The organism is Achromobacter sp. JUb104 (assembly GCF_024806975.1).
Taxonomy (GTDB): domain Bacteria; phylum Pseudomonadota; class Gammaproteobacteria; order Burkholderiales; family Burkholderiaceae_B; genus Achromobacter; species Achromobacter spanius.
On record NZ_JANUEY010000001.1, the window covers coordinates 1,162,534 to 1,186,107 of the forward strand.

At 66.2% G+C, this 23,574-nt stretch carries 19 protein-coding genes; 6 read left to right on the forward strand and 13 right to left on the reverse strand.

The features are described 5' to 3' along the window. Nucleotides 1-61 precede the first annotated feature (61 nt). Entirely contained in the window at nucleotides 62-1,345 is a 1,284-nt protein-coding gene (locus M2361_RS05375) for a cystathionine gamma-synthase family protein (protein ID WP_259246717.1), read from the forward strand. 102 nt (nucleotides 1,346-1,447) lie between these two features. On the opposite strand, the gene M2361_RS05380 is transcribed toward M2361_RS05375, so the two are convergent. Next, the gene (locus tag M2361_RS05380; RefSeq protein ID WP_259246718.1) at nucleotides 1,448-2,968 is read right to left on the reverse strand and encodes an MFS transporter; all 1,521 of its coding nucleotides are present in this window, start codon (nucleotides 2,966-2,968) and stop codon (nucleotides 1,448-1,450) included. 138 nt (nucleotides 2,969-3,106) lie between these two features. Here M2361_RS05380 and M2361_RS05385 point away from each other — a divergent pair, with 138 nt between their 5' ends. Further along, on the forward strand, nucleotides 3,107-4,003 hold the full coding sequence (locus M2361_RS05385) for a LysR family transcriptional regulator (protein WP_259246719.1): 897 nt from the start codon (nucleotides 3,107-3,109) through the stop codon (nucleotides 4,001-4,003). A 53-nt stretch (nucleotides 4,004-4,056) separates the two neighbouring features. Here the strand turns inward: M2361_RS05385 and M2361_RS05390 are convergent, their stop codons facing one another. The 7 genes from M2361_RS05390 to M2361_RS05420 all read right to left on the reverse strand — a co-directional run bounded on the left by M2361_RS05390 (nucleotide 4,057) and on the right by M2361_RS05420 (nucleotide 13,670). After that, nucleotides 4,057-4,743: a GntR family transcriptional regulator gene (locus M2361_RS05390; RefSeq protein ID WP_100856068.1), complete on the reverse strand. Its 687-nt coding sequence runs from the start codon at nucleotides 4,741-4,743 to the stop codon at nucleotides 4,057-4,059. Nucleotides 4,744-4,913: 170 nt separating this feature from the next. Next, nucleotides 4,914-5,900, reverse strand: a complete 987-nt coding sequence (locus M2361_RS05395) for a tripartite tricarboxylate transporter substrate binding protein (RefSeq protein WP_259246721.1) — start codon at nucleotides 5,898-5,900, stop codon at nucleotides 4,914-4,916. Between the two features lie 76 nt (nucleotides 5,901-5,976). Then, a complete protein-coding gene (locus M2361_RS05400) occupies nucleotides 5,977-7,911 on the reverse strand; it encodes an acyl-CoA synthetase (protein WP_259246722.1) in 1,935 nt (644 codons plus the stop codon). A gap of 16 nt (nucleotides 7,912-7,927) precedes the next feature. Further along, nucleotides 7,928-9,061 (reverse strand): acyl-CoA dehydrogenase family protein, encoded by a 1,134-nt coding sequence (locus M2361_RS05405; protein WP_259246724.1) that lies wholly within the window; start codon nucleotides 9,059-9,061, stop codon nucleotides 7,928-7,930. A gap of 9 nt (nucleotides 9,062-9,070) precedes the next feature. Next, nucleotides 9,071-10,267, reverse strand: coding sequence for an acyl-CoA dehydrogenase family protein (locus tag M2361_RS05410; protein ID WP_050446668.1), 1,197 nt, complete (start codon nucleotides 10,265-10,267; stop codon nucleotides 9,071-9,073). Nucleotides 10,268-10,285: 18 nt separating this feature from the next. After that, entirely contained in the window at nucleotides 10,286-11,470 is a 1,185-nt protein-coding gene (locus M2361_RS05415) for an acetyl-CoA C-acyltransferase (protein ID WP_259246728.1), read from the reverse strand. A 76-nt stretch (nucleotides 11,471-11,546) separates the two neighbouring features. Then, a complete protein-coding gene (locus M2361_RS05420; protein WP_259246729.1) occupies nucleotides 11,547-13,670 on the reverse strand; it encodes a 3-hydroxyacyl-CoA dehydrogenase NAD-binding domain-containing protein in 2,124 nt (707 codons plus the stop codon). Between the two features lie 181 nt (nucleotides 13,671-13,851). On the opposite strand from M2361_RS05420, the gene M2361_RS05425 reads away from it, so the two are divergent. The 4 genes from M2361_RS05425 to sodC all read left to right on the forward strand — a co-directional run bounded on the left by M2361_RS05425 (nucleotide 13,852) and on the right by sodC (nucleotide 18,212). Next, nucleotides 13,852-14,781 (forward strand): LysR family transcriptional regulator, encoded by a 930-nt coding sequence (locus M2361_RS05425; protein WP_259246730.1) that lies wholly within the window; start codon nucleotides 13,852-13,854, stop codon nucleotides 14,779-14,781. A 94-nt stretch (nucleotides 14,782-14,875) separates the two neighbouring features. After that, on the forward strand, nucleotides 14,876-16,120 hold the full coding sequence (locus tag M2361_RS05430; protein ID WP_259246731.1) for an AI-2E family transporter: 1,245 nt from the start codon (nucleotides 14,876-14,878) through the stop codon (nucleotides 16,118-16,120). Between the two features lie 176 nt (nucleotides 16,121-16,296). After that, nucleotides 16,297-17,541, forward strand: a complete 1,245-nt coding sequence (locus M2361_RS05435; protein ID WP_259249242.1) for a DUF445 domain-containing protein — start codon at nucleotides 16,297-16,299, stop codon at nucleotides 17,539-17,541. 146 nt (nucleotides 17,542-17,687) lie between these two features. Next, on the forward strand, nucleotides 17,688-18,212 hold the full coding sequence (sodC, locus tag M2361_RS05440) for a superoxide dismutase [Cu-Zn] SodC (protein WP_259246732.1): 525 nt from the start codon (nucleotides 17,688-17,690) through the stop codon (nucleotides 18,210-18,212). A gap of 50 nt (nucleotides 18,213-18,262) precedes the next feature. On the opposite strand, the gene M2361_RS05445 is transcribed toward sodC, so the two are convergent. The 5 genes from M2361_RS05445 to M2361_RS05465 form a co-directional block, all read right to left on the reverse strand. Beyond that, nucleotides 18,263-18,898 (reverse strand): glutathione S-transferase family protein, encoded by a 636-nt coding sequence (locus M2361_RS05445; protein WP_259246733.1) that lies wholly within the window; start codon nucleotides 18,896-18,898, stop codon nucleotides 18,263-18,265. Between the two features lie 151 nt (nucleotides 18,899-19,049). Further along, nucleotides 19,050-20,288 (reverse strand): MFS transporter, encoded by a 1,239-nt coding sequence (locus M2361_RS05450; RefSeq protein ID WP_259246734.1) that lies wholly within the window; start codon nucleotides 20,286-20,288, stop codon nucleotides 19,050-19,052. A 133-nt stretch (nucleotides 20,289-20,421) separates the two neighbouring features. Further along, complete coding sequence (gene map / locus M2361_RS05455) at nucleotides 20,422-21,213, reverse strand: type I methionyl aminopeptidase (RefSeq protein WP_259246742.1); 792 nt, start codon at nucleotides 21,211-21,213, stop codon at nucleotides 20,422-20,424. Next, nucleotides 21,214-21,456 carry a ParD-like family protein gene (locus M2361_RS05460; RefSeq protein ID WP_050446659.1) on the reverse strand — a complete coding sequence of 81 codons (243 nt, stop codon included), beginning with the start codon at nucleotides 21,454-21,456 and terminating at the stop codon, nucleotides 21,214-21,216. A gap of 84 nt (nucleotides 21,457-21,540) precedes the next feature. Next, nucleotides 21,541-23,454: a radical SAM protein gene (locus M2361_RS05465; RefSeq protein WP_259246752.1), complete on the reverse strand. Its 1,914-nt coding sequence runs from the start codon at nucleotides 23,452-23,454 to the stop codon at nucleotides 21,541-21,543. Between the last annotated feature and the right edge of the window lie 120 nt (nucleotides 23,455-23,574).

A 23,574-nucleotide genomic window follows, 5' to 3' on the forward strand; every position in this document is an offset into this window, starting at 1 on the left:
CGTCGCAACATGCGACACGCGCCTGCCCGGTCGGCTGGAATCCCAGAGTAAGAGGCACACCATGACGTATTCGACTTATCACAAGAAGGATATTTTTGGACGCCCGCTGCATGCGGAAACGCAGATGATGTCCTATGGCTATGACCCCTTTCTGTCCGAAGGCGCGGTCAAGCCGCCTGTCTTTCTGACTTCTACCTTTGCGTTCCGGTCCGCCGAGGACGGCGCGGCCTTCTTTGATGTGGTGTCGGGCCGCAAGCCCCTGCCGCAAGGCGAATCGGCCGGGCTGGTCTACAGCCGCTTCAATCATCCCAACCTGGAAATCGTGGAAGACCGGCTGGCCTTGCTGGACGGGTCCGAAGCGGCGGCGGTTACGGCCAGCGGCATGGCCGCCATCAGCGCCGTGTTGATGGCGTTCTTGCGCCCCGGCGACCAGTTGGTGCAGTCGCTGCCCTTGTATGGCGGTACCGAGACGTTGATTGCCAAGGTGTTTCCGGAATGGGGCATCGGCTCGCATGCCATCCGCGACGGCCTGTCGCCCAAGGCCATGCGCGCGGCGCTGGAGGAAGCGGCGACCAAGGGGCCCGTGCGCGTGCTCTACGTGGAAACGCCGGCCAACCCCACCAACGCGCTGATCGATTTCGAAGGCATGAAGAACGAGCTGGATGCCTTTGAAACGCGCCACGGCTATCGCCCGGTGTCGGTCTGCGACAACACGCTGCTGGGGCCCATTTTTCAAAAGCCGGCCGACCATGGCGTGGATCTGTGCGTGTATTCGCTGACGAAGTACGTGGGTGGCCACAGCGACCTGGTGGCGGGCGCCGTCACGGGCAGCAAGGACCTGATCAAGAAGGTGCGCGCCATACGCAGCGCGTTCGGTTCGCAACTGGACCCGCATTCCTGCTGGATGATCACGCGCTCGATGGAAACGGTGGTGCTGCGCATGAAGCAGGCGGCGCGCACGGCCACCAAGGTGGCGCAATGGCTGGCCGGCAATCCTTATGAGAAGGTCGCCATCTTTCATCCGGAAATGATCTCTGACCGCGCCTACCAAGAGGTCTACAAGCGCCAGTGCACCGGCCCCGGCTCAACCTTCGCCTTCGTGCTTGATGGCGGCCGCGAGCGGGCGTTCCGCTTTATCAATGCGCTGCATCTGTTCAAGTCGGCGGTCAGCCTGGGCGGCACGGAATCGCTGGTGTGCCACCCGGCGTCCACGACGCATTCCGGCGTACCAGCCGAGGAACGCGAGGCGGCGGGCGTGTCGGAAGGGCTGATCCGGATTTCGATCGGGCTGGAGCACGAAGAAGACCTGATCGCGGATATGGACCACGCCTTCCGTATTCGCTGACAGTCGCGGGCGGGGGCGCTGGCCTGGCGCAGCGCCTCGGCACAGGCCCCCGGATCAGGCCCTCGGCTTAGGTGCTCGGCTTAGACCCCGGATCAGCCCGGATCAGCCCGCTGCCGGCTGCCGGCGCGTGCGGTTCAGCAGCACGAACGCGGCGGTGGCCAGCAGCATGACGGTGGCGGTGGCGATCACGGCGGCATAGCCGGTGTCGAACGCGGTCTTGGCCAAGTGCGTCAAGGTGGCCGCGAGGTCTGTCGGTAGGCCTTCCGCCACGATCAACGCTTCGTCCAGGCTGTCACCCAGCGCGGGCGCCGCGGCCAGAGCAGGGGGCACGTCCAGCGTGTTGGCATAAACGCCCGACAGGATGGACCCCATCAAGGTCACGCCCAGCGCGCCGCCCAATTCGTAGGACACCTCTTCAATCGACGCTGCCATGCCGGCGCGTTCCGGCGTGGCGCTTTGCATGATGGAGCTGGACGCCGCCGTCATGGTCGCGCCGATGCCCAGGCCCAGCACGCTCAGGCTGAGCATCTGCGGCAGGATGGCGCCGTCATAGCAGAGCAGATAAGCGCCCATGCCCGCGGCCGACACGGCCAGCGCCAGGAACATCAGGCGCGGGCCACGCACATAGGCCAAGAGCCAGCCCGCCAGCGGCCCCGCCACGAAGGCGGCAAGCGGCAGCGGCAGGATGAACAGCGCGGCCTGGATCGGCGACATGCCCAGCACCAATTGCAGGCGTTGGCTGAACACCAGTTCCAGCCCCAGCAGCGCGGCGCCCGCGAACAGGGCGGCAGCTACGCCCGAACTGAAGGTGGCGTTGCGGAAGATGGCGAAGTCGATCAGCGGATACGGGCGGCGACGCTGGCGGCGCACGAACAAGGTCAAGATGGTGACCCCAGCCGCGCAAGCCAGGCCGGCATGTAGCCACGAGGTGGTGGCGCGGCCCAGTTCTTTCAATGCATAGGCGCACAGGATCAAACCCGCCATGACTTGCAAGGAGCCCATCAGGTCCCAGGGGCGGGCGGCGGCGGGGCGGCTGGCGGGAATGCAACGCCAGGCCAGCGGCAGCGCAAGCAGCACGATGGGCACATTGATCAGGAACACCGAGCCCCACCAGAAATGCTCCAGCAGCACGCCGCCCACCACCGGCCCCAGCGCCGCGCCGCCGGACGCCACCGAAGCCCAGATGCCGATGGCCACGGCACGCTCACGTTCCTGGGCGAACGTCAGGCGGATGATGGACAAGGTGGCGGGCATCATCATGGCCGCGCCCACCGCCAGCAGCACGCGGGCCGCGATCAGCGACGCCGCGCCCGGCGAATAGGCGGCGGCCAGCGAGGCCACGCCGAAGACGACCAGCCCCATCATGAACAGGCGCTTGTGGCCCAGCCGGTCACCCAGCGTGCCCATGCCCAGCAACAGGCCCGACACGACCAGGCCGTACACGTTCACGATCCATAATTTTTCAGACGCGGTGACGCCCAGTTCGTGCGTGAGCCGGGGCAGGGCGGTATACAGCACCGTCATGTCCACCACGATCAACAACAAGGCGATGGACACGATGCCCAGCACCAGCCAACGGCGCGGGTCGGCCGTGGCGACAGCGTTCGAATGAGTCCGCTGCATAGTTCTACTCCTGTGTAAACCACACCCGGCCGCGCTGTTTCGGCGGCGCTACGAGTGCAAGGTCGGCATTATCTATCTGTTTATTTGCCTTAAAAAGTTTGATTCCATCTATAAAATAGATGAATTAAGGAGGGCAACATGCAATGGACCCTGGATCAACTTCGGCATTTCGTGGCGGCGGCGGATGCCGGTTCGTTTTCGGCGGCCGCGCGTGCGCTGGGCCGCGCGCAGTCCGCCGTGAGCACGTCGGTGGGCCTCTTGGAAGCCGACCTGGGTGTGGAATTGTTCGACCGCTCGCGGCGCAACGCCACGCTGACGCCCGCCGGCGAAGTCATGCTGCAAGAGGCGCGTGAACTGCTGCGCCAGGCCGGCGGGCTGGACCAGCGGGCGCTGTCTTTCGCGGCGGGGCAGGACGCGCGGCTGGCGATCGCGCTGGACGAGGCGCTGCCGTATCAGGTGCTGGGCGCATTGATGGTGGAAGTGGCCGACCGCTTTCCCGCGCTGGAACTGACGCAGTTGAACGGCACCGCGACCGAGGTGGCCGACTACGTGCAGCAGGGTCGCGCCAGCATCGCGTTCCACTTTGACCGGGGCGACCCCGGCAGCGCCTTCGCGCACCGTTACCTGGGCAACGTGGCGCAGGCGGTGTTCGTGGCGTCGGGGCATCCGCTGGCGGCCCTGGCCGAAGTCACGCGCAGTGACCTGGCGCGCTACCGGCAACTGGTCATGCAGATGGAAGGCGTGGAAGAGGTGGTGCTGAGCCCCACGGTCTGGCGCACGGACAGCTTCTACAGCATTGCCGGCATGGCGGCGGACGAACTGGGCTGGGCGATCCTGCCGCTGAACATCGCCGAATACGAGAGTTTTCGCCGAACGCTGACGCGGGTGCCGTGCACGGGCCTGTCCTTGCCGATGTTGTCGGTGCGCACGTTGTGGCTGCAAGGCGCGTCGTTAAGCGCGACCGAGCTGTGGTTGCAGCAGCGCATGGAGCAAATGCTGGGGGGGACGAAGGGAGGTGAGGCGAACGCGGGCTAAGACGAACGCGGGCCGGGGCGCTTGGCCACTGCCGGGTCGTTGGCTCAGCCAGCTTAGCTAAGCAGCGCCGTGACCAAGTCCCCGCCGCCCGCGCTGTCGTCGGTGAAATTCAGCGCGGTCTGTACGTGTTCCAGGTGTTCGTCCATCAGCGCGCAGGCGCGTTCGGTGTCCCCCGCGCGCGCGGCCTCGATGAAAGCGTGGTGCTCTTGCGACGAGCAACTGGCGTCATGCGAGCTTTGGTACAGCACGGTGATCACGGCGCTGCGCGCGGACAGTTCGCGCAGCATGCCCGTCAGCACCGAATTGCCTACGGCTTCGGCCAGCAGAATGTGGAAGTGTCCCAGCAGATGGTTGCGCTTTTGCACGTCGCCGGCTTCCAGCGCCAGCCGTTCCTCGGCCAGGTGGGCGTCAATACGGCGGTAGTCGGCGGCAGTGGCGCGCGCCACGAATTCCTTGGCCAGCGCGGCTTCCAGGATGCGGCGCACGGCGTAGACCTCGCGCGCCTCGTTGGCGTCCGGCTTGCTGACAAACGCGCCCTTGTCAGGAACGATGTTGATCAGCTTGTCCTTGGACAACATCAGCAGCGCCGCGCGAATCTTGGTGCGGCTGACCTTGTAGACCCGCGCCAGCGCCTCTTCGCGCAGCCGGGTGCCGGGGGGAAGCTTGTGCGCCACGATGGCGGCGGCCACTTCCTTGGCAATATCGTCGGCGCTGGGGTCTAGCGGAACTTCCTGAGTCATGGGGCGCGGCTGCGGCGGCCGGAGGGGAAAACAATCGGGCAGCCAGTCTATCAAAAACCCGGACAGGAAAGGCAGACATTTTTTGCATACAAACGTAGCATGCAAAGAAAGCCGCCGTCCCGTCCGGCTTGTTTTGGCCCTGTTTCAGGGCGCTTTACCCGGCAGCCCGGTCAATCCTTCGCCATCAGCCCCAGATACTCGATCAGGCCCTTTTCCTTTACGAACGTTGTCTGGGCCCAGGCCTTGTAATCCGCGCTGTTGCGGTACGCGGGTTCCTGGTTCAGTTGCTTCATGACGTCCATGCTGGCCTTGTCGAACAGCGCTTTCTTGAAGGCGTCATGCAGCGTTTTCACGACGGCCGGGTCCATGCCCTTAGGGCCGGCCAGACCGTACGGCGAGGTCGACACGACCTTGTAGCCAAGCTCCTGCGCGGTGGGCACGTCGGGCCAGCGCGTGGTGCGCTTTTCGCCGAAGGTGACCAACAGCCGCATCTTGCCGGAGTCCACGAACTGGTCCCAGCCGGTGGCGTCGCTTTGCGCCATGACGTGGCCGCCCAGCAGCGCCTGCTGCATGTCGGCGTTGCCCTTGAACGGCACGTGGTTCAGCTTGACCTTGGCGTTGATGGCGATTTCTTCAATCAGCAGGTGCGGCGACGAGCCCACGCCGGTGGAGCCGTAGTCGATGGTGCCTGGCGCTTTGCGCGCGGCCTCGATGTATTCGTTGAACGTCTTGTACGGCGAGTCCGAGCGCACCGTGAAGCCGAAGGTGTAGCCCGACAGCCCGATGATGAAGCTGAAGTCGTTGATGGGGTCCCAGCTGCTTTTCTGCATGTACGGCATGCGCAGCATGGCCAGCGTGTACAGGCTGATCGTGTAGCCGTCCGGCTTGGCGGTGCGCGCCATGGTGGCCGTGCCCAGGGTGCCGCCCGCGCCGGGCCGGTTTTCCACGATGACCTGCTGACCCAGATACTTGGAAGCGTCCTGCGCCACGATGCGCAGGTGGCGGTCGGTGGAGCCGCCGGCCGGGAAGGGCACGATCAGCGTGATGGGCTTGGTGGGAAAGTCGGTTTGCGCGCTGGCGGCCAGCGGCAAGGCGGCGCTGGTGGTGGCAAGCAACAAGGCGGCCAGGCAGGCGCGACGCATCGGCATCTTCAGCATGGGTTGTCTCCAGTGGTGTGTGTTGTGGTTTGTTGTGGTGTGTGGTGATGAGTTGTGTTGGTCGGACCGCCCCGGTTCAGTCGCGCAACACGACTTTGACCGGCAAGCGCGCCAACGCTTCGCGCAACTGCTCCTTCAGCGGCGCGGACACGCCGGATTCCGCTTCAACAGCGACATCCGGTTGCGCATCGGCCAGCACGCGGAAGATCTTGCTGTCTTCCGCCAGCCCGGCCTTTTGCAGGGTGCGCGCCACCACGGCCTCTACCGATACGGCAGTGGCCAGATGGCGCAAATCAGGTTTGTAGATCTTGCCCACGTTGGTCATGGGCATGGCCTCCAGCACGATGACGCGCTTGGGCCGCGCCGGGCCTTCATCCACGTGCGCGGCCGCGTAGGCAACGAGTTCGGCTTCGGTGGCCTGCGCGCCTTCCATCAGCGTGACGAAAGCCACCGGCAGTTCGCCGGCATAGGCGTCCGGCGCGCCGACGGCGGCGCACAGGTGCACGGCCGGATGCGTGGCCAGCGCGTCTTCGATGGTCTTGGGGTCGATGTTGTGGCCGCTACGGATAATCAAGTCCTTGGCGCGGCCTTGCAGGTGCAGCCGGCCTTCGGCGTCCATGAAGCCCACGTCGCCGCTGATCAGCCAGCCGTCTTCGGTGAAGGCGCGGGCGGTGTCGGCGGGGTCCAGAAAACCGGGGATCACGTTGGGCGCCTTGAACAGCACCATGCCGGGCGTGCCCGGCGGCAAGTCCTGCGCGGCTTGCCCGGCGGGAATGTCCAGGCCAACGATGCGCACCTGCACATAGGGCAGCGGGTAGCCCACGCAGTTGACGGGAAACACCGAGCCCGGGGGCGTGATGGACGAGATGCCGGCCATTTCCGTCATGCCCAGGCTTTCGTTCACTTGCAGGCCGAACAGCCGCTTGAAGCGCGCGGCCAGTTCAGCCGGCAGCGGCGCGGCGCCGGTGCGGCAGTAGCGTAACGACGAGATATCGGCGCCTGCCAGCGGTACGTCGGCCAGGGCCGCGAGTATGGTCGGCACGCCTTGCAGCGAGGTCGCGCGATGCTTTTCCACCAAGCGCCAGTAGTTGCGCAGCACGTCGCGGTTGCGCAGCAGCATGGGGGTGGGGATGACGGTTTCCACGCCGGCCGACAAGGCCGCCAGCGAGGCCGGCAATACGCCCGCCACGTGGAACAGCGGATAGCCGTTGATGACCACGTCCGTCGGCCCCGCGTTCTGCAACTGCACGGCCGCCCAGGCGGTGAAGACCTGATTGGCGTGGGTGTGGATGGCCAGCTTTGGCGCGCCCGTGGTGCCGCCCGTGTGGAAGTAGGCCGCCACGTCGCTGGCGCGGATGACCCGTTCGCTGAGCAGGCGGTCGGCCGGTTGCGCCGAGCGGTTGGCGTTGAAGTCCAGCGCGTAGTCGGGCAGCGCGGGGCGATCTGACAGTGGCTCGGTGTGCGGCGCCACGCGCAGCAAAGTTTGCAGGGTCGGCACGCGCTCGCGCAGGCGCAGCGCCTTGGACCACATTTCGCAATCGGCATCCGCGCCGTAGGCGATCAACACCTTGGCGCGCGCGGTGGTCATCAGCGAGGCCAGCTTGTCTTCCGTCAGCAGCGGGTTCAGCGGTTGGACAATGCCGGCCGCCTCGCCGCCCCACAGCGCCAGGTGGTATTCCAGGCAACCGGGCAGCATCACGGCCACGGCGTCGTTCGCGCGCACGCCCAGGTCGTGCAGCAGGTTGGCCGTCTGGTGGATGCCGGCCAGCAGCTCGCGATAGCTCCAGCGGATGGCCTCGTCGTCCGGGTCCGCCGAGCGCAGGAAGGTCAGCGCGGTCTTGTCGCCAAAGGCCGCGGCCGAGTTGCGGAAGATCTCGTAGGTGCTCTGCACCGTCAACGTTTCCGCCAGCGGGCGTGCTTGCAGGCGCTGCACGTCGGCGGCGCTGCGCACGGGAAACGGCGCCGAGAACGGAGGTGATAGCGGTGGAAGAGCAGCGTGGGCCTGCGTCATGTCGGCTGGCCTCCGTTCACGCCTGCGCCAGCGCGATGTAGCGGCGCAGGTGATGGTCTTCGTCGCCCAACTGGTGGTCGATCATGACCAGGCGCTTGGCGTAGTGCGCCAACGGCAGTTCCCAGGTCATGCCGATGCCGCCGTGCAACTGGATGCTTTCCTCGGCCACCAGCGTGCCAATGCGGCCGATGGTGAACTTGGCGGCGGACAGGGCGCGTTCGCGGGTGACGCGGTCGGGGTTGTCCAGCGCGGCGGCGGCGTTGATGACGGCCGAGCGCGCTTGTTCAATTTCCAGCAGCACATCCGCCATGCGGTGCTGCAAGGCCTGGAAGCTGCCGATGGGGGTGCCGAACTGGCGGCGCGTGCGCAGGTATTCCAACGTGGCGTCGCGGGCGCAGTCCATCGCGCCCACGGCTTCGGCGCACAGCGCCAGAATGCCGCGCCCGGTGGCGCGTTCCAGCAGCGGGTAGCCCGCGCCGGCCTCGCCCAGCAAGGCTTCGGGGCCCAGCTTGACGTCGGTCAGCGTGACTTCGGCGGCGCGTCCACCGTCGATCAGCCCGTAGCCGCGCACCGCCAGGCCCGGCGTGCCGGCGCTGACCAGGAACAGGCTGATGCCGGCTTCGTCATCTTCCGCACCGGACGTGCGCGCCGACACCAGGAACAGGTCCGCGTGTTCGCCCGCCGTGACCACGGCCTTGGCGCCGTTGAGCACCCAGCCGTCGCCCGCCGGTTCGGCGCGCGTGCTGACCCGCGCCAGCTCATAGCCGGAATCGGGCTCGCCCTGGGCCAGCGCGGCCGTGATTGTGCCCGCGATCAGGCCGTCCACAGCTTCGCGTTGCGCGGGCGTGCCGGCGGCGGCGATGGCGCTGCCCACCATCAAGGCGTCCAAAAAAGGTTCCACGACCAGGCCGCGTCCCAGCGCCTCAAAGACGACCGAGATATCAAAGCCCGCGCCGCCCAGGCCGCCATCGGCCTCGGTGAACAAGGCGCCGATCGCGCCCAGTTCGGCATAGCGGCACCAGAATTCCACGCTGTAGCCCTGGGCCGATTGCGCGTGGCGTTCGCGGGTGGCGAAGTCGTACTGCTCGCTAACAAAGCGGCGCAGCATGTCGGAAAGCATGCGCCGGTCTTCGGTGTGTTCAAAGTTCATGGCCGGCCCTTACAGTCCCAAGATCATCTTCGAGATGATGTTTTTCTGAATTTCATTGGAGCCGCCGAAGATCGACAGCTTGCGGTTGTTGAAGTACTGCGCCGCCGCGCTGTCGGCGCCCTCGGGGCCGATGGGGGCGGCGTCGTAGCCGTCGTGCAGCGCTTCGGGCACGAAGGGGCGCGCGTACGGGCCCATGGCGCGGCGGTTCAAGGCCGTGATTTCCTGGCGGATCTGCGTGCCGCGTATCTTCAGCATCGAGCTTTCGGCGCCCGGTGCGCCGCCGCCCGCCACCGCCGCGACCACGCGCAGGTTGGTGGTGCGCATATTGGCCAGTTCGATTTCCACGCGCGCCAGGCGGGCGGCAAAGTCAGGGTCTTCGGCCAGGGGGCGGCCGTTCTTTTTCTGCTTGGCGGCCACGGCCTTCAGACGTTCCAGCGCGGCGGTGGATTGGCCCACGCCGGCAATGTTGGTGCGCTCGTAGGTCAGCAGGTACTTGGCGCAGGTCCAGCCCCGGTTTTCTTCGCCCACCAGGTTCTCGACGGGCACGCGCACATCGGAAAAGAACACTTCGTTGACTTCGTGTTCACCGTCCAGCGTGATGATGGGGCGCACTTCGATGCCCGGGCTGTTCATGTCGATGAGCAGGAAGCTGATGCCCTCCTGGCGCCGACCTTCCTGCGAGGTGCGCACCAGGCAGAAAATCATGTTGGCGTACTGGCCCAGCGTGGTCCAGGTCTTTTGCCCGTTGACGATGTAGTGGTCGCCGTCGCGCACGGCGGTGGTCTTGACGGAAGCCAGGTCGGAACCCGCGCCGGGTTCGGAATAGCCCTGGCACCACCAGTCGCTGCCGTCCAGGATGCGGGGCAGCCAGTACTGGCGCTGGGCTTCGTTGCCGTACTTGATCAGCACCGGCCCCAGCATGCTCAGGCCGAAGGGCACGATGCGGGGCGCGGCGGCCAGCGCGCATTCGTTGTCGAAAATGAACTTTTGCGTGGCGCTCCAGCCGGTGCCGCCGTATTCCACGGGCCAGTGGCTGGCCAGCCAGCCTTGCTGGTTCAGGATGGCGTGCCATTCCACCATGTCGTCTTTGGTAAGCAGCTTGCCCAGCCCAACCTTGTCGGAAAGGCGCCGGGGCAGCTTGGCCGCCAGAAAGGCGCGCACGTCGTCGCGGAAGGCGTTTTCTTCGGGGGTGAATTCCAAGTCCATGTCGGTCCTTAATGCATATCAACCGTAGATTTCAAACAGGCCGGCCGCGCCCATGCCACCGCCGATGCACATCGTGACGACGGCATAGCGGGCGCCGCGGCGGCGACCTTCGATCAGCACATGGCCGGCCAGGCGAGCGCCGGTGACGCCAAACGGGTGGCCCAACGCAATGGAGCCGCCGTCCACGTTCAGGCGGTCCATGGGGATGCCCAGCTTTTCCTGGCAATACAGCGCTTGCGACGCAAACGCCTCGTTCAGTTCCCACAGGTCGATGTCATCGACCTTCAAGCCATGGCGCGCCAGCAACTTGGGCACGGCGTAGACGGGGCCGATGCCCATTTCGTCGGGCTCGCAGCCGGCAATGGCCAAGCCCCGGAACGCGCCCAGCGGGCGAATGCCGGCGCGTTGGGCGTCGCCGGCTTCCATCAGCACCAAGGCGGCCGCGCCGTCGGACAGTTGCGAGGCATTGCCGGCCGTGACGAACTGGCCTTCGCCGCGCACGGGCGCAAGGCCAGCCAGCGCGTCGTAGGTGGTGCCGGGGCGGTTGCAGGTGTCTTTGTCGATGGTGACTTCGCGTTCGCTGACGACGCCCGTGGCGCGGTCGGTGACGGACATGGTGGTGGTGACGGGGATGATCTCTTCGCGGTAGCGGCCGGCGGCCTGGGCGGCTTCGGTGCGCGCCTGGCTTTGCGCGGCGAAGCGGTCCTGGGCTTCGCGGCTGATGCCGTAGCGGGCAGCCACGATGTCGGCGGTTTCGATCATGGGCAAATAGAGTTCGGGCTTGTTGGCCAGTATCCAGGGGTCCATGCCGCTGACGCCGTCGTCGCGCGTGCGGATCTGCGACACCAGTTCCACGCCGCCCGCGATCACGGCCGGGGCGCCGTCCATCACGATGCGGCCGGCGGCCGACGCAATGGCTTGCAGGCCCGACGCGCAGTAGCGGTTGATGGTGGCGCCGCCCACGCTGACCGGCAGGCCGGCGCGGATGACGGCTTGCCGGCCGATGTTGCGGCCGGTGGCGCCTTCGGGGTAGCCGCAGCCGATGAAGGCGTCTTCGATCAGCGCGGGGTCGATGCCGGCGCGGTCAACGGCGGCGCGCACGGCATGCGCGGCCAGCGTGGGGCCGGCGATCTGGTTGAATTCGCCGCGCCCCGCCTTGGTGATGGGGGTGCGGGCGGTAGAGACGATGACGGCTTCGCGCATAAGGGTTCCAGTCGAAAGTGGGTTCTGTATTCAGGCGGGCGGTGTTCAGGCGGCCGGCGGCTAAAAAAACCTGCGTTCAGGCAGCCTGATTCAGGCTGGCGAAGTTGCGGCCGGATTCGGCCAGGCGCACCAATAGCGGCGACGGTTTCCAGAACGCCGGGTCTTCCTGCGCATAGGCGCGGATGTCGGCCAGCACGCGGTCCAGGCCCACGCTGTCGGCGTAGTGCATCGGGCCGCCGTGCTGGCGCGGAAAGCCGTAGCCGGACAGGAACACCACGTCCACGTCGGACGGGCGCAGCGCAATGCCCTGGTCCAGCACGTTGGCGGCTTCGTTGATCATGGCGGCCAGGTAGCGGCGCTGGATGTCTTCGTGCGTGAATGGGCGCGGCGTGACGCCCGCGCGGCGGCGTTCGTCGTCGATGATGGCCAGCACTTCCGGATCCGGCGTGCCCACGCGCGCACCATCGGGGTACAGGTAAAAGCCACGGCCGGTCTTCTGGCCGAACCAGCCGCGTTCGCACAGACGGTCGGGAATCTGCACATAGCGCAGGGCGGGGTCGCGGGTAGCGGCGCGGCGCTTGCGGGTGGCCCAGCCGATGTCGCCACCGGCCAGGTCGGCCATCTGGTAGGGGCCCATGGGGTAGCCGAACTCGCGCACGGCAGCGTCGATGTCGTAGGGGGACGCGCCGTCTTCCATCATCATGTCCGCCGCCTGCCGGTGCACGGCCAGGATGCGGTTGCCGATGAAGCCGTCGCACACGCCCGCGCGCACGGGTGTCTTGCGTAGTTTGCGTGCCAGTTCGAAGCCGGTGGCCACCGTGTCGGGCGCGGTGTGCTCGCCCACCACGATCTCCAGCAGCTTCATGATGTTGGCGGGTGAAAAGAAGTGCAGGCCCAGCACGTTGCCCGGATGTCGCGTGGCGGTGGCGACGCGGTTCACGTCCAGGTACGACGTGTTGGTGGCCAGCACCGCGCCGGGCTTGGCCACGCGGTCCAGTTCGGCAAACACGGCCAGCTTCACGTCCATGTCCTCGAACACGGCCTCGATGATCAGGTCGGCATCGCTCAGAGCGTCGTAGGTGGTGGCGCCCGTCAGGCGCGCCAGCCGGCCATCGCGTTCTTCTGCCGTGATGCGGCCTTTCTTGAGCAGCAGGTCGTACACCTGCGCGACGCGCGCGCGGCCACGTTCCAGCGCGGCGTCGTCCTGCTCAACCATCACCACCGGCAAGCCGGCGTCCAGCACCGACACCGCGATGCCCGCGCCCATCGTGCCGCCGCCCACCACGCCGATCTTGTTCAGGGCGCGCGCCTTGCCTTCTTTCAGTTCGGGGACCTTGGTGGTTTCACGCTCGGCAAAAAATGCGTGCACCAGGCCGGCGCGCTGCGGGCTGTCCAGGCATTGCAGGAACAGCGCGCGTTCGGTGCGCAGGCCTTCGTCAAAAGGTTGTTCGATGGCGGCACGCACGGCTTCAACGATCTTCGCGGGCGAATACAGCCCGCGCAGCGTCTTGGCGATGCGTTCGCCGGCCGCGGCGGCTTCGGCCAAGGCGGCGGCCTTGTCGGCCAGCGCGGCGGTGGCGTCACGGCTGCGGCGGGGGCCCGCGCCTTGCGCCAAGAGTTGGCGTGTGTAGGCCAGCCCCGCTGCCAGCGGGTCGTTGCCTTCAGCCAGCGTGTCCACCAGCCCGGCGCGCAATGCGGCGTCGGCCGACAGGTGCTTGCCCGACAGCATCAGGTCCAGCGCGGCGGCCGCGCCTATCAGGCGGGGCGTGCGCTGCGTGCCGCCGGCGCCCGGCAACAGGCCCAGGTTTACTTCGGGCAAGCCCAGCTTGGCGCTGGCAAGCGCTACGCGGTAGTGCGCGGCCAAGGCCACTTCCAGCCCGCCGCCCAGCGCCGCGCCATGCAGCGCGGCCACCACCGGCTTGGTGCTGGCTTCAATCTGATTGCAGACGTCGGGCAAGGCGGGGGGCTTGGGCGGCTTGCCGAATTCGCGGATGTCGGCGCCGGCGATGAAGTTCTTGCCCGCGCCCACCAGCAGAATGGCGCGTACGTTGGGGTCGGTTTGCGCGGCCTGGATGGCGTCGGCCAAGTCGCGCCGCACGTCCGCGCTTAGCGCGTTGACCGGAGGGTGGTCCAGGGTAATGACCAGGATGTCTTCGTCGCGGCGCGCGTGGGCGGCGCCGGCAGTGCTGCTGTCCGTCATGGGTCCTTGTCTCCGTTGGGGCGGCCGTCGTTGCGGCGCCTGGCAAGCGGGAAAACCGCTTGTCTTGTTTTGCGTCTATCGCTTAGTTCTTTATTCTTTCCCAGTAAAGATGTCTTGACAATGACATCAGGAATTGACACGACGGATAAAAAAATTTGACAATCCGGCCCAAGGAGACGCCATGGACACCAAATCCCTGACCTTGCTGGTCGATATCCTGGACGCCGGCAACTTGAGCGAAGCCGCGCGCCGGCTGAAGATGACCCGCGCCAACGTCAGCTACCACCTGAATCAGTTGGAGCGTTCAGTCGGCATGCAACTGGTGCGGCGCACGACGCGCCATGTGGAAGCCACCGAAATCGGGCTGAAGCTGTATCAGCATGGCCGCAGCATCCAGGACGAACTGGTCGCCGCGCGCGAGGCGGTCGACACCCTGGGCAAGACGCCCCAAGGCAAGGTGCGGCTGAGCGTGCCCAGCGGCTATGGGCAGTTTGTGATGACGCCCTGGCTGCTGGAGTTCAAGCAGGCGTATCCCGATATCGTCCTGGACGTGCTGTTCGAGAACAGCGTTGACGATCTGCTGCGCGACGAGGTCGATATCGCGGTACGCATCATGTCCGAGCCGCCGCAGAATCTGGTGGCGCGCGAACTGGGGCTGGTGCGCTACGTGGCGTGCGCGTCCAAAGCCTATGCCGAGGCCCGGGGCCTGCCCCAATGGCCCGATGACCTGGCCCAGGCGCCCGTCATCAGCGCGGCCGTCATTGGCCGGCCGTTGCGGCTGTCCGCCTATTACGGCGGCCAGCCGCGCCAGCACGTCGTACTGGAACCCACGGTCATTTCACGCAACTACGCCTTTCTGCGCGACGCCATCCGCGCTGGCTTGGGCGTGGGCGTCGTGCCGGACTACGTGGTGCACGACGACATTGCGCGCGGCGAGCTGCTGGCCGCGCTGACGCAATGGCGGCTGAGCATTTTTGGGCGAGGGATGTACATGCTGTACATGCCCAACCGACACCATCCGCGCGCAATTTCCATGCTGATCGAATTCATCCTGGAGCGCGCGCAGCGCGATCACGAAGGGCAGGCGGGCCTGCTGGCGGTGAAGGGCTGAACGCGCTGGAAAGCGGCGCTGAAAAGCAAACCGAACGTCCCCAGGCACGATACTTGCTGTCCGCGTTCACCAAAACGAAATGCGAGGGGACGGGATGGAAAGCGCGACGCCGGGGAAGGTGACGCCGGGAAAGATCACGCCGGAAAAAGCGGCGCCGGAAACCATGTCACCCGAAGAGCGGGCGGCGGAAAAGTCCGGGCCGGACGATCGCGCCTCGGATGAAAAAGCCACCGTGCAGGACGCCGGCATCATTCCCGAACCCGCGCCCAACGTCACGCACGTCTGGGCGCGCGGCGCCTGTCTGACCACGCTGACCGTTCTTGCCGTGCTGTTTTCCCTGAAGATGGCGCAGGAATTCATCGTGCCCGTGGTCATGGCGATTGTGGTCGCGTATGCGCTGGACCCCGCCGTGGCCCTGATGGAACGGGTGCGCCTGCCGCGCCCGGTCGGCATCATCATCCTGATGGCCGTGATTTTCTTCGGGCTGGCGGGCCTGGTGTATGCCACGCAAAGCCAGGTCAGCTCCATCATCGAGGCGCTGCCCGAGATTTCCGGCAAGATCTCGCGCACGCTGAACGGCTTTGCCAGCGGCGATGGTTCCTTCATTGAACGTATCAAGGGCGCGGCCAGCGTGCTGCAGGATACCGGCGGCGTGCAGCCCGGCCGCCAGGTGGTGGTGGCCAAGTCGGACGCGGGCTTCAGCGAATTCCTGCTGTGGGGCTCCAAGGGGCTGGCCACCTTTCTGGGCCAGGCGACCATGAGCGTATTCCTCGTGTTCTTCCTGCTGCTGTCGGGCAACGCGTTCAAGCGCAAGTTCGTCAAGGTGGCGGGCACAACCTTGTCGCAGAAAAAAATCAGCGTGCACATGCTGGACCAGATCAACAATTCGATCCACATGTACATGGCGATGATGCTGGTGACGAACGTGGCGCTGGGCGTGCTGTCGTGGGGGGCGTTTCGCCTGCTGGGCCTGGAGAACGCCGCCACCTGGGCGGTGGTGGCGGGCGCCTTGCACATCATTCCGTACTTCGGCCCGCTGATGACGGCGGTTGGCACGGGGATCGCGGCGCTGATTCAATTCGGTGAAATCGGGCCCGCGCTACAGGTGGCGGGTAGCTCGGTGGTCATTGCCTTGCTGATCGGCGTGCTGGTCACCACCTGGATGTCGGGCCGCATTGCCAAGATGAACTCGGTGGCGGTGTTCATGATGCTGCTCTTGTTCACCTGGCTGTGGGGCATCTGGGGCACGCTGCTGTCCGTGCCCATTGCCTTTATCGCCAAGGTGGTGGCGGACCACATCGAAGGGCTGGAGGCCGTGTCGGAGTTCCTGGGCGAGTAGCGCAGTTGTTATGCTGACGCCTCGCTTGCCACGCCGACACCGCCATGCCTGATAAGCCCGAACCCGCCGACACGTCCAAGACGCCCGACTCGCCGCCCCTGCCCGGACGGGCCGCCGCCGCGTTCGCCACGCATTCCAGCTTGGCCTCCGACGCGCGCCGTACGCAGTTGCGGCGCATGAAAATCGCCGCGCTGGCGCTGCTGGTGGCCATGGTCTGCGGCTTCATCACCAGCCATGTCATGGGCGGGCAGGGGGCATGGGCCTGGGTGCGGGCGTTTTGCGAAGCGGCCACGGTGGGCGCGCTGGCGGACTGGTTCGCGGTGGTGGCGCTGTTTCGCCGTCCGATGGGGCTGCCGATTCCGCACACCGCCATCATCCCCAGCAACAAAGACCGCATCGGCGACAACCTGGCCGTGTTCGTGCGCGACCACTTCCTGGACCCGGACACGCTGATGGAAAAGCTGCGCGTGTTCGACCCCGCCACGCGGCTGTCGCGTTGGCTGGTTCGGCCCAAGCAGGCGCATGCCTTGAGCGACGGCGCGCGCCGTGTGGCGCTGCAAACGCTGGACATGCTGGACGATCACGCGGTACGCGGCGTAATCCAGGAATTCGTGGTGAAGAACCTGCGCGGCTGGGACGCGGCGGGCACCGTCGGCGAAGTGCTGGGCCTGTTGACGCGCGACGGGCGCCACCAGGAATTGCTGGATGCGGCCATGGAGCGCCTGGGCGGCTACCTGGGCGAAGACGACGTGAAGGAACGCGCGTCCACGCTGCTGGTGAAGTTTGCCCGCAAGGAATGGCCGCGCATCATCGCGGCGGTGGACGTGGTGAAGTCGGTGGACGGCATTGCCGACAACCTGGCCGACCGGCTGGCCATGGCCTTGATGGACGAACTGCGCGACGTGCTGTCCGAACCCGACCACCCCGTGCGGCGCGACTACGAAGCCTGGGTGCTGAATTACATCGAACGCCTGAAGACCGACCCGGCATTGTCCGCCCAGGTTGAAGCCCTGAAGCAGCGCGCCATCGACCACCCCAAGGTGCAGGAATACGTGCAAGGCCTGTGGGACGACATCCACGCCGCCTTGCGGCGCGACCTGTCCGACGAAAACTCGGCGCTGGCCGGCCATCTGGAACGCGCCATGCTGGCGCTGGGCCGCAAGCTGGGCGAAGACCCAAGCCTGCGCGACGCCATCAACAGCCACGTGATGGGCAGCGCGCGCCGCCTGACGGGCCGGCTGCGCATCGGCGTGACCGAACACATTTCACGCACGGTGAAGAACTGGGACGAACGCCACCTGGTCGACGAACTGGAACTTAGCGTGGGGCGCGACCTGCAATACATCCGCTTTAACGGCACGCTGGTCGGCGGGTTGATCGGTGTTGCGCTGCACGCGCTGGTGCTGCTGGTGAATCGTTAAGAAGCCTGATCGCTTGTATCAGGAAGGAAGAATGCTGGTGCGCCGACTTGCCCCGGTGCTATTGTTTTCTGCGCCCTGGGCCAGGCGGCAAGGTTCGCGCTGGCCGGGCATCCGCACCTTGCGTGCATGATTCCAGGAGGCACTTCATGAAGAAAATCTCGATGCTTGTCGCGGCGCTGACGATGGCGGGCGCGTCTGGCGCCGCGCTGGCCGAAGACGTTTCGATGTCATTCCTGACCGCCGACGGCCTGGGCAAAAGCGCCGGCACGATTTCACTGAAGGACACCAAGGGTGGGCTGGAGATCACGCCCAACTTAACCGACTTGAAGCCGGGCGAGCACGGCTTTCACGTCCACGAAAAGGGTTCCTGCATGCCGGGCATGGTGAACGGCAAGATGGCGCCTGGCGGCGCCGCGGGCGGGCATCTGGACCCGAAGGGCACCAAGGCCCACAAGGGGCCGATGGCCAAGGATGGGCACCAGGGCGACCTGCCGCTTATCGTGGTGGCGGCCGACGGCACGGCCAAGAAAGCCGTGGTGGCCCCGCATCTGAAGCTGGCCGACGTGAAAGGGCACGCGATGATGGTGCACGTGGGCGGCGACAACTACAGCGACAAGCCCGAGCCGCTGGGCGGCGGAGGCGGGCGCCTGATCTGCGGCGTGGTGAAGTAACACAGCAGGCTGGCTGATCGTCCAGCGGACCAGTCAGCCAAGCCCACCCGTCAAACCATGCCGTTGCGCCCGTACAGCCGGTAGCCCTCGCGGGCGGCCAGCCGGTCGTAGTAAGCGCTGACGGCGGGCAGGGTGGGTTTTTCATGGGCAGGGCCGAAAGGCGTCGCGAACCAGCGGTTGACCGATAGGCCGATGGGGATGTCCGCCAAGCTGAAGGCCTCGCCCGCTACATACGCACCGGTTTGCGCCAGCCGGGTATCCAGGATGCCCATGTACAAGGCCCAAGCCTGGCACGACGCCGCGATACTGGCCGCGTCCTGATGCGCGGGCGATTGCCGCGCCAGCGCCATGAAGGCGTAGCTCCAGGACCGGTTCAGGTCGGTGGCCTGCCAATCCATCCATTGATCCACGCGCGCCCTTAATTTCGGTTCAGCCGGATAGAGCGCCTGCCCGCCGTACTGCGCGGCCAGGTAGCGGATGATGCTGTTCGACTCCCACAGCACGAAGTCTCCGTCCTGGATGACGGGCACCATGGCGTTCGGGTTCAGCGCCAGAAAGCACGGGTCGCTGGTGGGCTGAAAGCCCGAGCCCCAGTCTTCGCGGGTAAACGGCAGGTTCAATTCCGCGCAGGTCCAGAGCACTTTGCGCACATTGATGGACGAGGCTTTACCCAGGATTTTCAGCATTTTTCGGTGGCCAATCAGGCGGTGGGTGGGGCGGCGGGAAGCCATATCAAAGGGGTATTGCCGAAGTCTAGCGGCCGGCGTGCAGGGCCGCCAGATACAGAGCCACGCGCGCGCAAGCACAACAGATTGCGGGCGGCCTTCGGCCCCGGCCTCAGGCTTCAACGGTGCGCGGTTGGCTCTGCAGGCGCGCAACGGGCGACGTGAACAACACCACGAACTGCACCAGAAAGCCCGCTGTCGACACCCAGAGGCAGGCGTCCAGCCCGATGCGGGCGGCCAGCGCCGCGCCAATCAGCGCGCCCACGGGTCGCGCGCCATAGGTCGCTGTCAGGATCACGGCCGATACGCGGCCCAGCAGCGCGTTGGGCGTGACGGCCTGGCGCAAGGTGGTGGTGGTAATGGTCCACAGGATGGGGCCCGCCCCAAACAGGAAAAAGCCCGCCGCCGCCACGACGCCCGAGGGGTACGCCAAGGTGAACAGCAGCAGGACGCTTGCCGCCAAGGCCGATAGCGGACCGGCCGCGATCATCGCGCCGAAGGACAGGCGGCGCGCCAGCCATGGCGCGGCCAAGGCGCCCGCCAGCATGCCGCCGCCGTACACGCCCAAGGTGATGCCCACCCCCGTGGCGTTCAAGCCCAGGCGCTCAATGGCATAGACCACGTACACCGCTTGCAGCACAAACCAGGCGGTATTGAAGAACACCGCCGTGATCAGCACGGGACGCAGCAGCGGGTGCGTGGCGACGAACGCGGCGCCTTCGCGCAGTTCGGTCAAGGGATGGCGGCGCGGGGCGTTGGCCAGGTTCCCGTTACTCGCCGATCCATCCCGAGGCAAGCCCGCCAGCAGCGCCGCCGCCAGCAAAGACAAGGTGGTGGCCAGCACGTAGGCGGTGGGCGCGCCCATCCAGCCGACCAGCGCGCCGCCCGCCGCCGGGCCCGCCGCGAACGCGCTGCTGCGCGCCAGTTCCAGCCAGCGGTTGGCGCTGGCCAATTCGCTGGCGGGCACCAGCCGGGGCAGCAATGCCGGCGCGGAAACGTTGTACGCCACGGTGCCAACCGCGCCCAGAAAACCCAGCGCGGCCAGCCAGGCCAGGTTCAGTCCCCCCATCCACAGCAAGGCCAGCAGCCCCAGCAGGCTGGCGGCGCGCACGCATTCGGCCGCCGTCATCAGGGCTTTGCGCGACATGCGGTCGGCCAGCACGCCCGCCGGCATCGATAGCAGCAGAAAGGGCAAGGTTTGCGCGGCTTGCAGCGTGCCGGTCTGCGCGGCGGTGGCGCCCAGCGCCAGCACGGCGACCAGCGGCGCGGCCGCCAGCGCCATCTGTTCAGAGAACTGGGCGGCCAGGTTGGACGCGGCCAGGCGGCGAAATGCAAGGGGCAGGGTGGGCATGGGGGAACAGATGCTGCGCCGAAAACGGCAAGGGCACGATCATGATCGTGCCCTTGGCGGCTTGCACTCCGGTCCTTGCCCTTTGCGCCTATCCGGCGTGATCAGGAAAGGCTGGGTTCACAGGAAAGGCGCGTCAGGGAATCGGCGGATAGTCGCCGTAGCCGTCCGGCCACGGCGTCAGCACCTCGTAGCCGGTGTCGGTCACCACCACCATGTGTTCCCATTGCGCCGACAGCGAACGGTCTTTGGTGACCACGGTCCAGCCGTCCGGCAACTGCTTGGTGGCCGGCTTGCCCGCGTTGATCATGGGTTCGATGGTGAACATCATGCCGGGCTGCAGCACCAGCCCTTCGCCGGGCCGGCCATAGTGCAGCACCTGCGGTTCGTCGTGGTAGATCTGGCCGATGCCGTGGCCGCAGTATTCGCGCACGATGGAAAAGTGTTCGCGGTGCGCCACGGTCTGGATCGCGTGGCCGATGTCGCCTAGCGTGGCGCCGGGCTTCACGGCCATGATGCCGGCGCGCGTGGCTTCATAGGTGGTGTTGACCAGGCGGCGCGCCAACGGGCTGGGTTGGCCCACGTAGTACATGCGGCTGGTGTCGCCAAACCAGCCGTCCTTGATGACGGCCACGTCGATGTTCAGGATGTCGCCGTTTTTCAGCACCTTGGCCGACGGAATGCCATGGCAGATCACATGGTTGACCGACGCGCAGATGGTCTTGGGAAAGCCGTGGTAGCCGACGTTGGCCGGAATGGCTTTCAGCACGTTGACGATGTACTGGTTGCAGATGCGGTCAAGCTCGTCGGTGGTGACGCCGGGGCGCACGTGTTCGCCGATCATGTGCAGCACTTCGGCCGCCATGGCGCCGGCCTTGCGGGCCATTTCGATATCAGCGGCGGATTTGATGGATACCTTGCGTGCCATTTACGCGACCTCCTGGGCCGCGTCCGGCAGCCGCCGGGACAGGGAGGCAATGGTGAAGCCTTCGCCCTGTTCAATGCGGATCAGCAACTGGCAGATGTCAGCGTGGCGCAGTTCCGGATAGAGCTCGGACAGCATGCCGATGCGCATCCAGTGTTCGGCTTGGGAATTGATTGAGCGGCTGAGGGCGCCGCTGGCGACGCGCAGATTCTCATGCATCTGCTCAGAGATTTTGACGAGGCCCATAAAGAATGATCCATATATGGTTTGTATATGGATCGTATGGTACAGCGCGGTGGGGGCCTCGCGCAAATCGAGGTGGCCCCCGCCTTAGCCCTGCTGGCTAAGCGCCCGCGCAATCCGGTTTTTCGACACGGTGGTTTTTGGCACCTTGAACGGAAACCAGGTCCGCACGTCTTCATCCAGGCCAATGCCGTGCATGTAGTTATAGATGGCTTTTTTCAGCGCGCGGCCCAGCGCATCGTGATCCACGCCCGTGGGGTCATGAAATCCGATGTCGTTCTTGGCGAAGGTAACAGGCGGCAGCGGTTGCAGCGTCACCCCGTATTCCTCGGGGTTCTTGCCCACCGGCGAATGCACCGTACAGGCAAAGCGATGGAAGAACCCGCTTTGGATGCAGTCGTTGGCAAACAGTTGGCGCACGTATTCCAGCGCGTCCACGGTGTCTTGCACCGTCTGCGTCGGAAAGCCGTACATCAGATACGCATGTACCAGGATGCCGGCGTCTGAAAACGCGCGCGTGACGCGGGCCACCTGATCGACCGACACGCCTTTCTTCATGAGGTTCAGCAAGCGGTCGGACGCGACTTCCAAGCCGCCTGATACGGCGATGCAGCCGCTGTCGGCCAGCAGTTCGCACAATTCCGGGCTGAAGGTTTTTTCGAAGCGGATATTGCCCCACCACGAAATGCCTGCGTTGCGTTCGATGAGCTCGGTGGCCAGCGCCTTGAGCGACTTGGGCGGCGCGGCCTCGTCCACAAAGTGGAAACCGGTCTGCCCGGTTTCACGCACGATGGCTTCGATGCGGTCGGCCAGTACGGACGCCGACGCGCCTTCATAGCGGCCGATGTAGTCCAGGCTGACGTCGCAGAAGCTGCATTTTTTCCAGTAGCAGCCATGCGCCACGGTCAGCTTGTTCCAGCGCCCGTCGCTCCAGAGGCGGTGCATGGGGTTCAGCATGTCCAGCAGCGACAGGTAGCGGTCCAGCGGCAGGCCGTCCCAGGTGGGCGTGCCCACTTCCGCGAAGGCCACGTCGGGTTCCACCAAGTTCACGTACTGCACGGCGCCGCTGTCCTGGTTGCGCACGAAGGTGCGCACCAGGCGCTGGCGCGAGCGCTTGCCCTGCACGTGTTCCAGCAAGGCCAGCAGCGGGCGTTCGCCGGCATCCAGGCAGACGTAGTCAAAGTAGTCGAACACGCGCGGGTCTTTCAGTTCGCGCAGTTCGGTATTGACGAAGCCGCCGCCCAGCACGGTGACGATGCTGGGGTCTTGCGCCTTGATGGTCTGCGCGATCCGAAACGCCGCGTATACCGCACCAGGAAACGGCACCGACAACAGCACGATCGTTGGCGCGTGGCGCGTCAGGGCTTCGGTCGTCAGTTCGCGCAGTGTGTCGTCCACCAGCGTGGGCGCGCCGGCCAGGGCATGGGCCAAGGGGTCGAACGTGGGCTGGCTGCCCGCCAGCGATTCGGCATAGCGCACGAATTCAAAGCGATCGTCCACGGCGTCGCGCAGCACGTCGGCCAGGTCGTTCAGGTAGAGGGTGGCAAGGTGCTTGGCGCGGTCTTGCAGCCCCAACGCGCCGAAGGCCCAACCCAGCGGGTCGCCGCCGTCTTCGTCCATGTAGACGTCCAGCGTGCTGAAACGCGGGCCTTCGGGCAGGAAGTGGCGGCCCACGATGCGGTGGGCCAGCGTGGAATCGCGCCCTTGCAAGAATGCGATCGTTGGCCCGATGGTGGCCAGGTAGCGCGGCTCCATCGCCACGAACGCCTGGATGGCGGGCGTGTGCTTGTCAAGCGGCAGCGCGTTGACCCGATCCGCCACGGCGCGCAAGCCCTCCGCCGACAACAGGCGCAACACCAGCGCAAGCGCCAGGTCTTCCTGCACCGCGTTCACGTCGCGCGAACGCAGGAAACCGGTCAGGTAGGCGGTGGAGGGGTAGGGCGTATTCAGCTGCGTCATCGGAGGGATGATGGACAGCACGCGTAGAGGCAAGGTGGACATGAGGCACGGCATGGCTGCCGTCAAAGCGGAAGTTGGGACGATGGGTCGGGGCGACGGGCTTGGGGTACGGACTTGGGGTACTGACTTTCTGCGCTGGATTCGAGGCGCAGGCTTTGGCAA

What these genes read in the sequence shown, in the direction of transcription:
- M2361_RS05375 (WP_259246717.1), top strand. Translation starts at nt 62, where the DNA reads ATGACGTATTCGACTTATCACAAGAAGGATATTTTTGGACGCCCGCTG.
- M2361_RS05380 (WP_259246718.1), bottom strand. Translation starts at nt 2,968, where the DNA reads ATGCAGCGGACTCATTCGAACGCTGTCGCCACGGCCGACCCGCGCCGT.
- M2361_RS05385 (WP_259246719.1), top strand. Translation starts at nt 3,107, where the DNA reads ATGCAATGGACCCTGGATCAACTTCGGCATTTCGTGGCGGCGGCGGAT.
- M2361_RS05390 (WP_100856068.1), bottom strand. Translation starts at nt 4,743, where the DNA reads ATGACTCAGGAAGTTCCGCTAGACCCCAGCGCCGACGATATTGCCAAG.
- M2361_RS05395 (WP_259246721.1), bottom strand. Translation starts at nt 5,900, where the DNA reads ATGCTGAAGATGCCGATGCGTCGCGCCTGCCTGGCCGCCTTGTTGCTT.
- M2361_RS05400 (WP_259246722.1), bottom strand. Translation starts at nt 7,911, where the DNA reads ATGACGCAGGCCCACGCTGCTCTTCCACCGCTATCACCTCCGTTCTCG.
- M2361_RS05405 (WP_259246724.1), bottom strand. Translation starts at nt 9,061, where the DNA reads ATGAACTTTGAACACACCGAAGACCGGCGCATGCTTTCCGACATGCTG.
- M2361_RS05410 (WP_050446668.1), bottom strand. Translation starts at nt 10,267, where the DNA reads ATGGACTTGGAATTCACCCCCGAAGAAAACGCCTTCCGCGACGACGTG.
- M2361_RS05415 (WP_259246728.1), bottom strand. Translation starts at nt 11,470, where the DNA reads ATGCGCGAAGCCGTCATCGTCTCTACCGCCCGCACCCCCATCACCAAG.
- M2361_RS05420 (WP_259246729.1), bottom strand. Translation starts at nt 13,670, where the DNA reads ATGACGGACAGCAGCACTGCCGGCGCCGCCCACGCGCGCCGCGACGAA.
- M2361_RS05425 (WP_259246730.1), top strand. Translation starts at nt 13,852, where the DNA reads ATGGACACCAAATCCCTGACCTTGCTGGTCGATATCCTGGACGCCGGC.
- M2361_RS05430 (WP_259246731.1), top strand. Translation starts at nt 14,876, where the DNA reads ATGGAAAGCGCGACGCCGGGGAAGGTGACGCCGGGAAAGATCACGCCG.
- M2361_RS05435 (WP_259249242.1), top strand. Translation starts at nt 16,297, where the DNA reads ATGAAAATCGCCGCGCTGGCGCTGCTGGTGGCCATGGTCTGCGGCTTC.
- sodC (WP_259246732.1), top strand. Translation starts at nt 17,688, where the DNA reads ATGAAGAAAATCTCGATGCTTGTCGCGGCGCTGACGATGGCGGGCGCG.
- M2361_RS05445 (WP_259246733.1), bottom strand. Translation starts at nt 18,898, where the DNA reads ATGCTGAAAATCCTGGGTAAAGCCTCGTCCATCAATGTGCGCAAAGTG.
- M2361_RS05450 (WP_259246734.1), bottom strand. Translation starts at nt 20,288, where the DNA reads ATGCCCACCCTGCCCCTTGCATTTCGCCGCCTGGCCGCGTCCAACCTG.
- map (WP_259246742.1), bottom strand. Translation starts at nt 21,213, where the DNA reads ATGGCACGCAAGGTATCCATCAAATCCGCCGCTGATATCGAAATGGCC.
- M2361_RS05460 (WP_050446659.1), bottom strand. Translation starts at nt 21,456, where the DNA reads ATGGGCCTCGTCAAAATCTCTGAGCAGATGCATGAGAATCTGCGCGTC.
- M2361_RS05465 (WP_259246752.1), bottom strand. Translation starts at nt 23,454, where the DNA reads ATGTCCACCTTGCCTCTACGCGTGCTGTCCATCATCCCTCCGATGACG.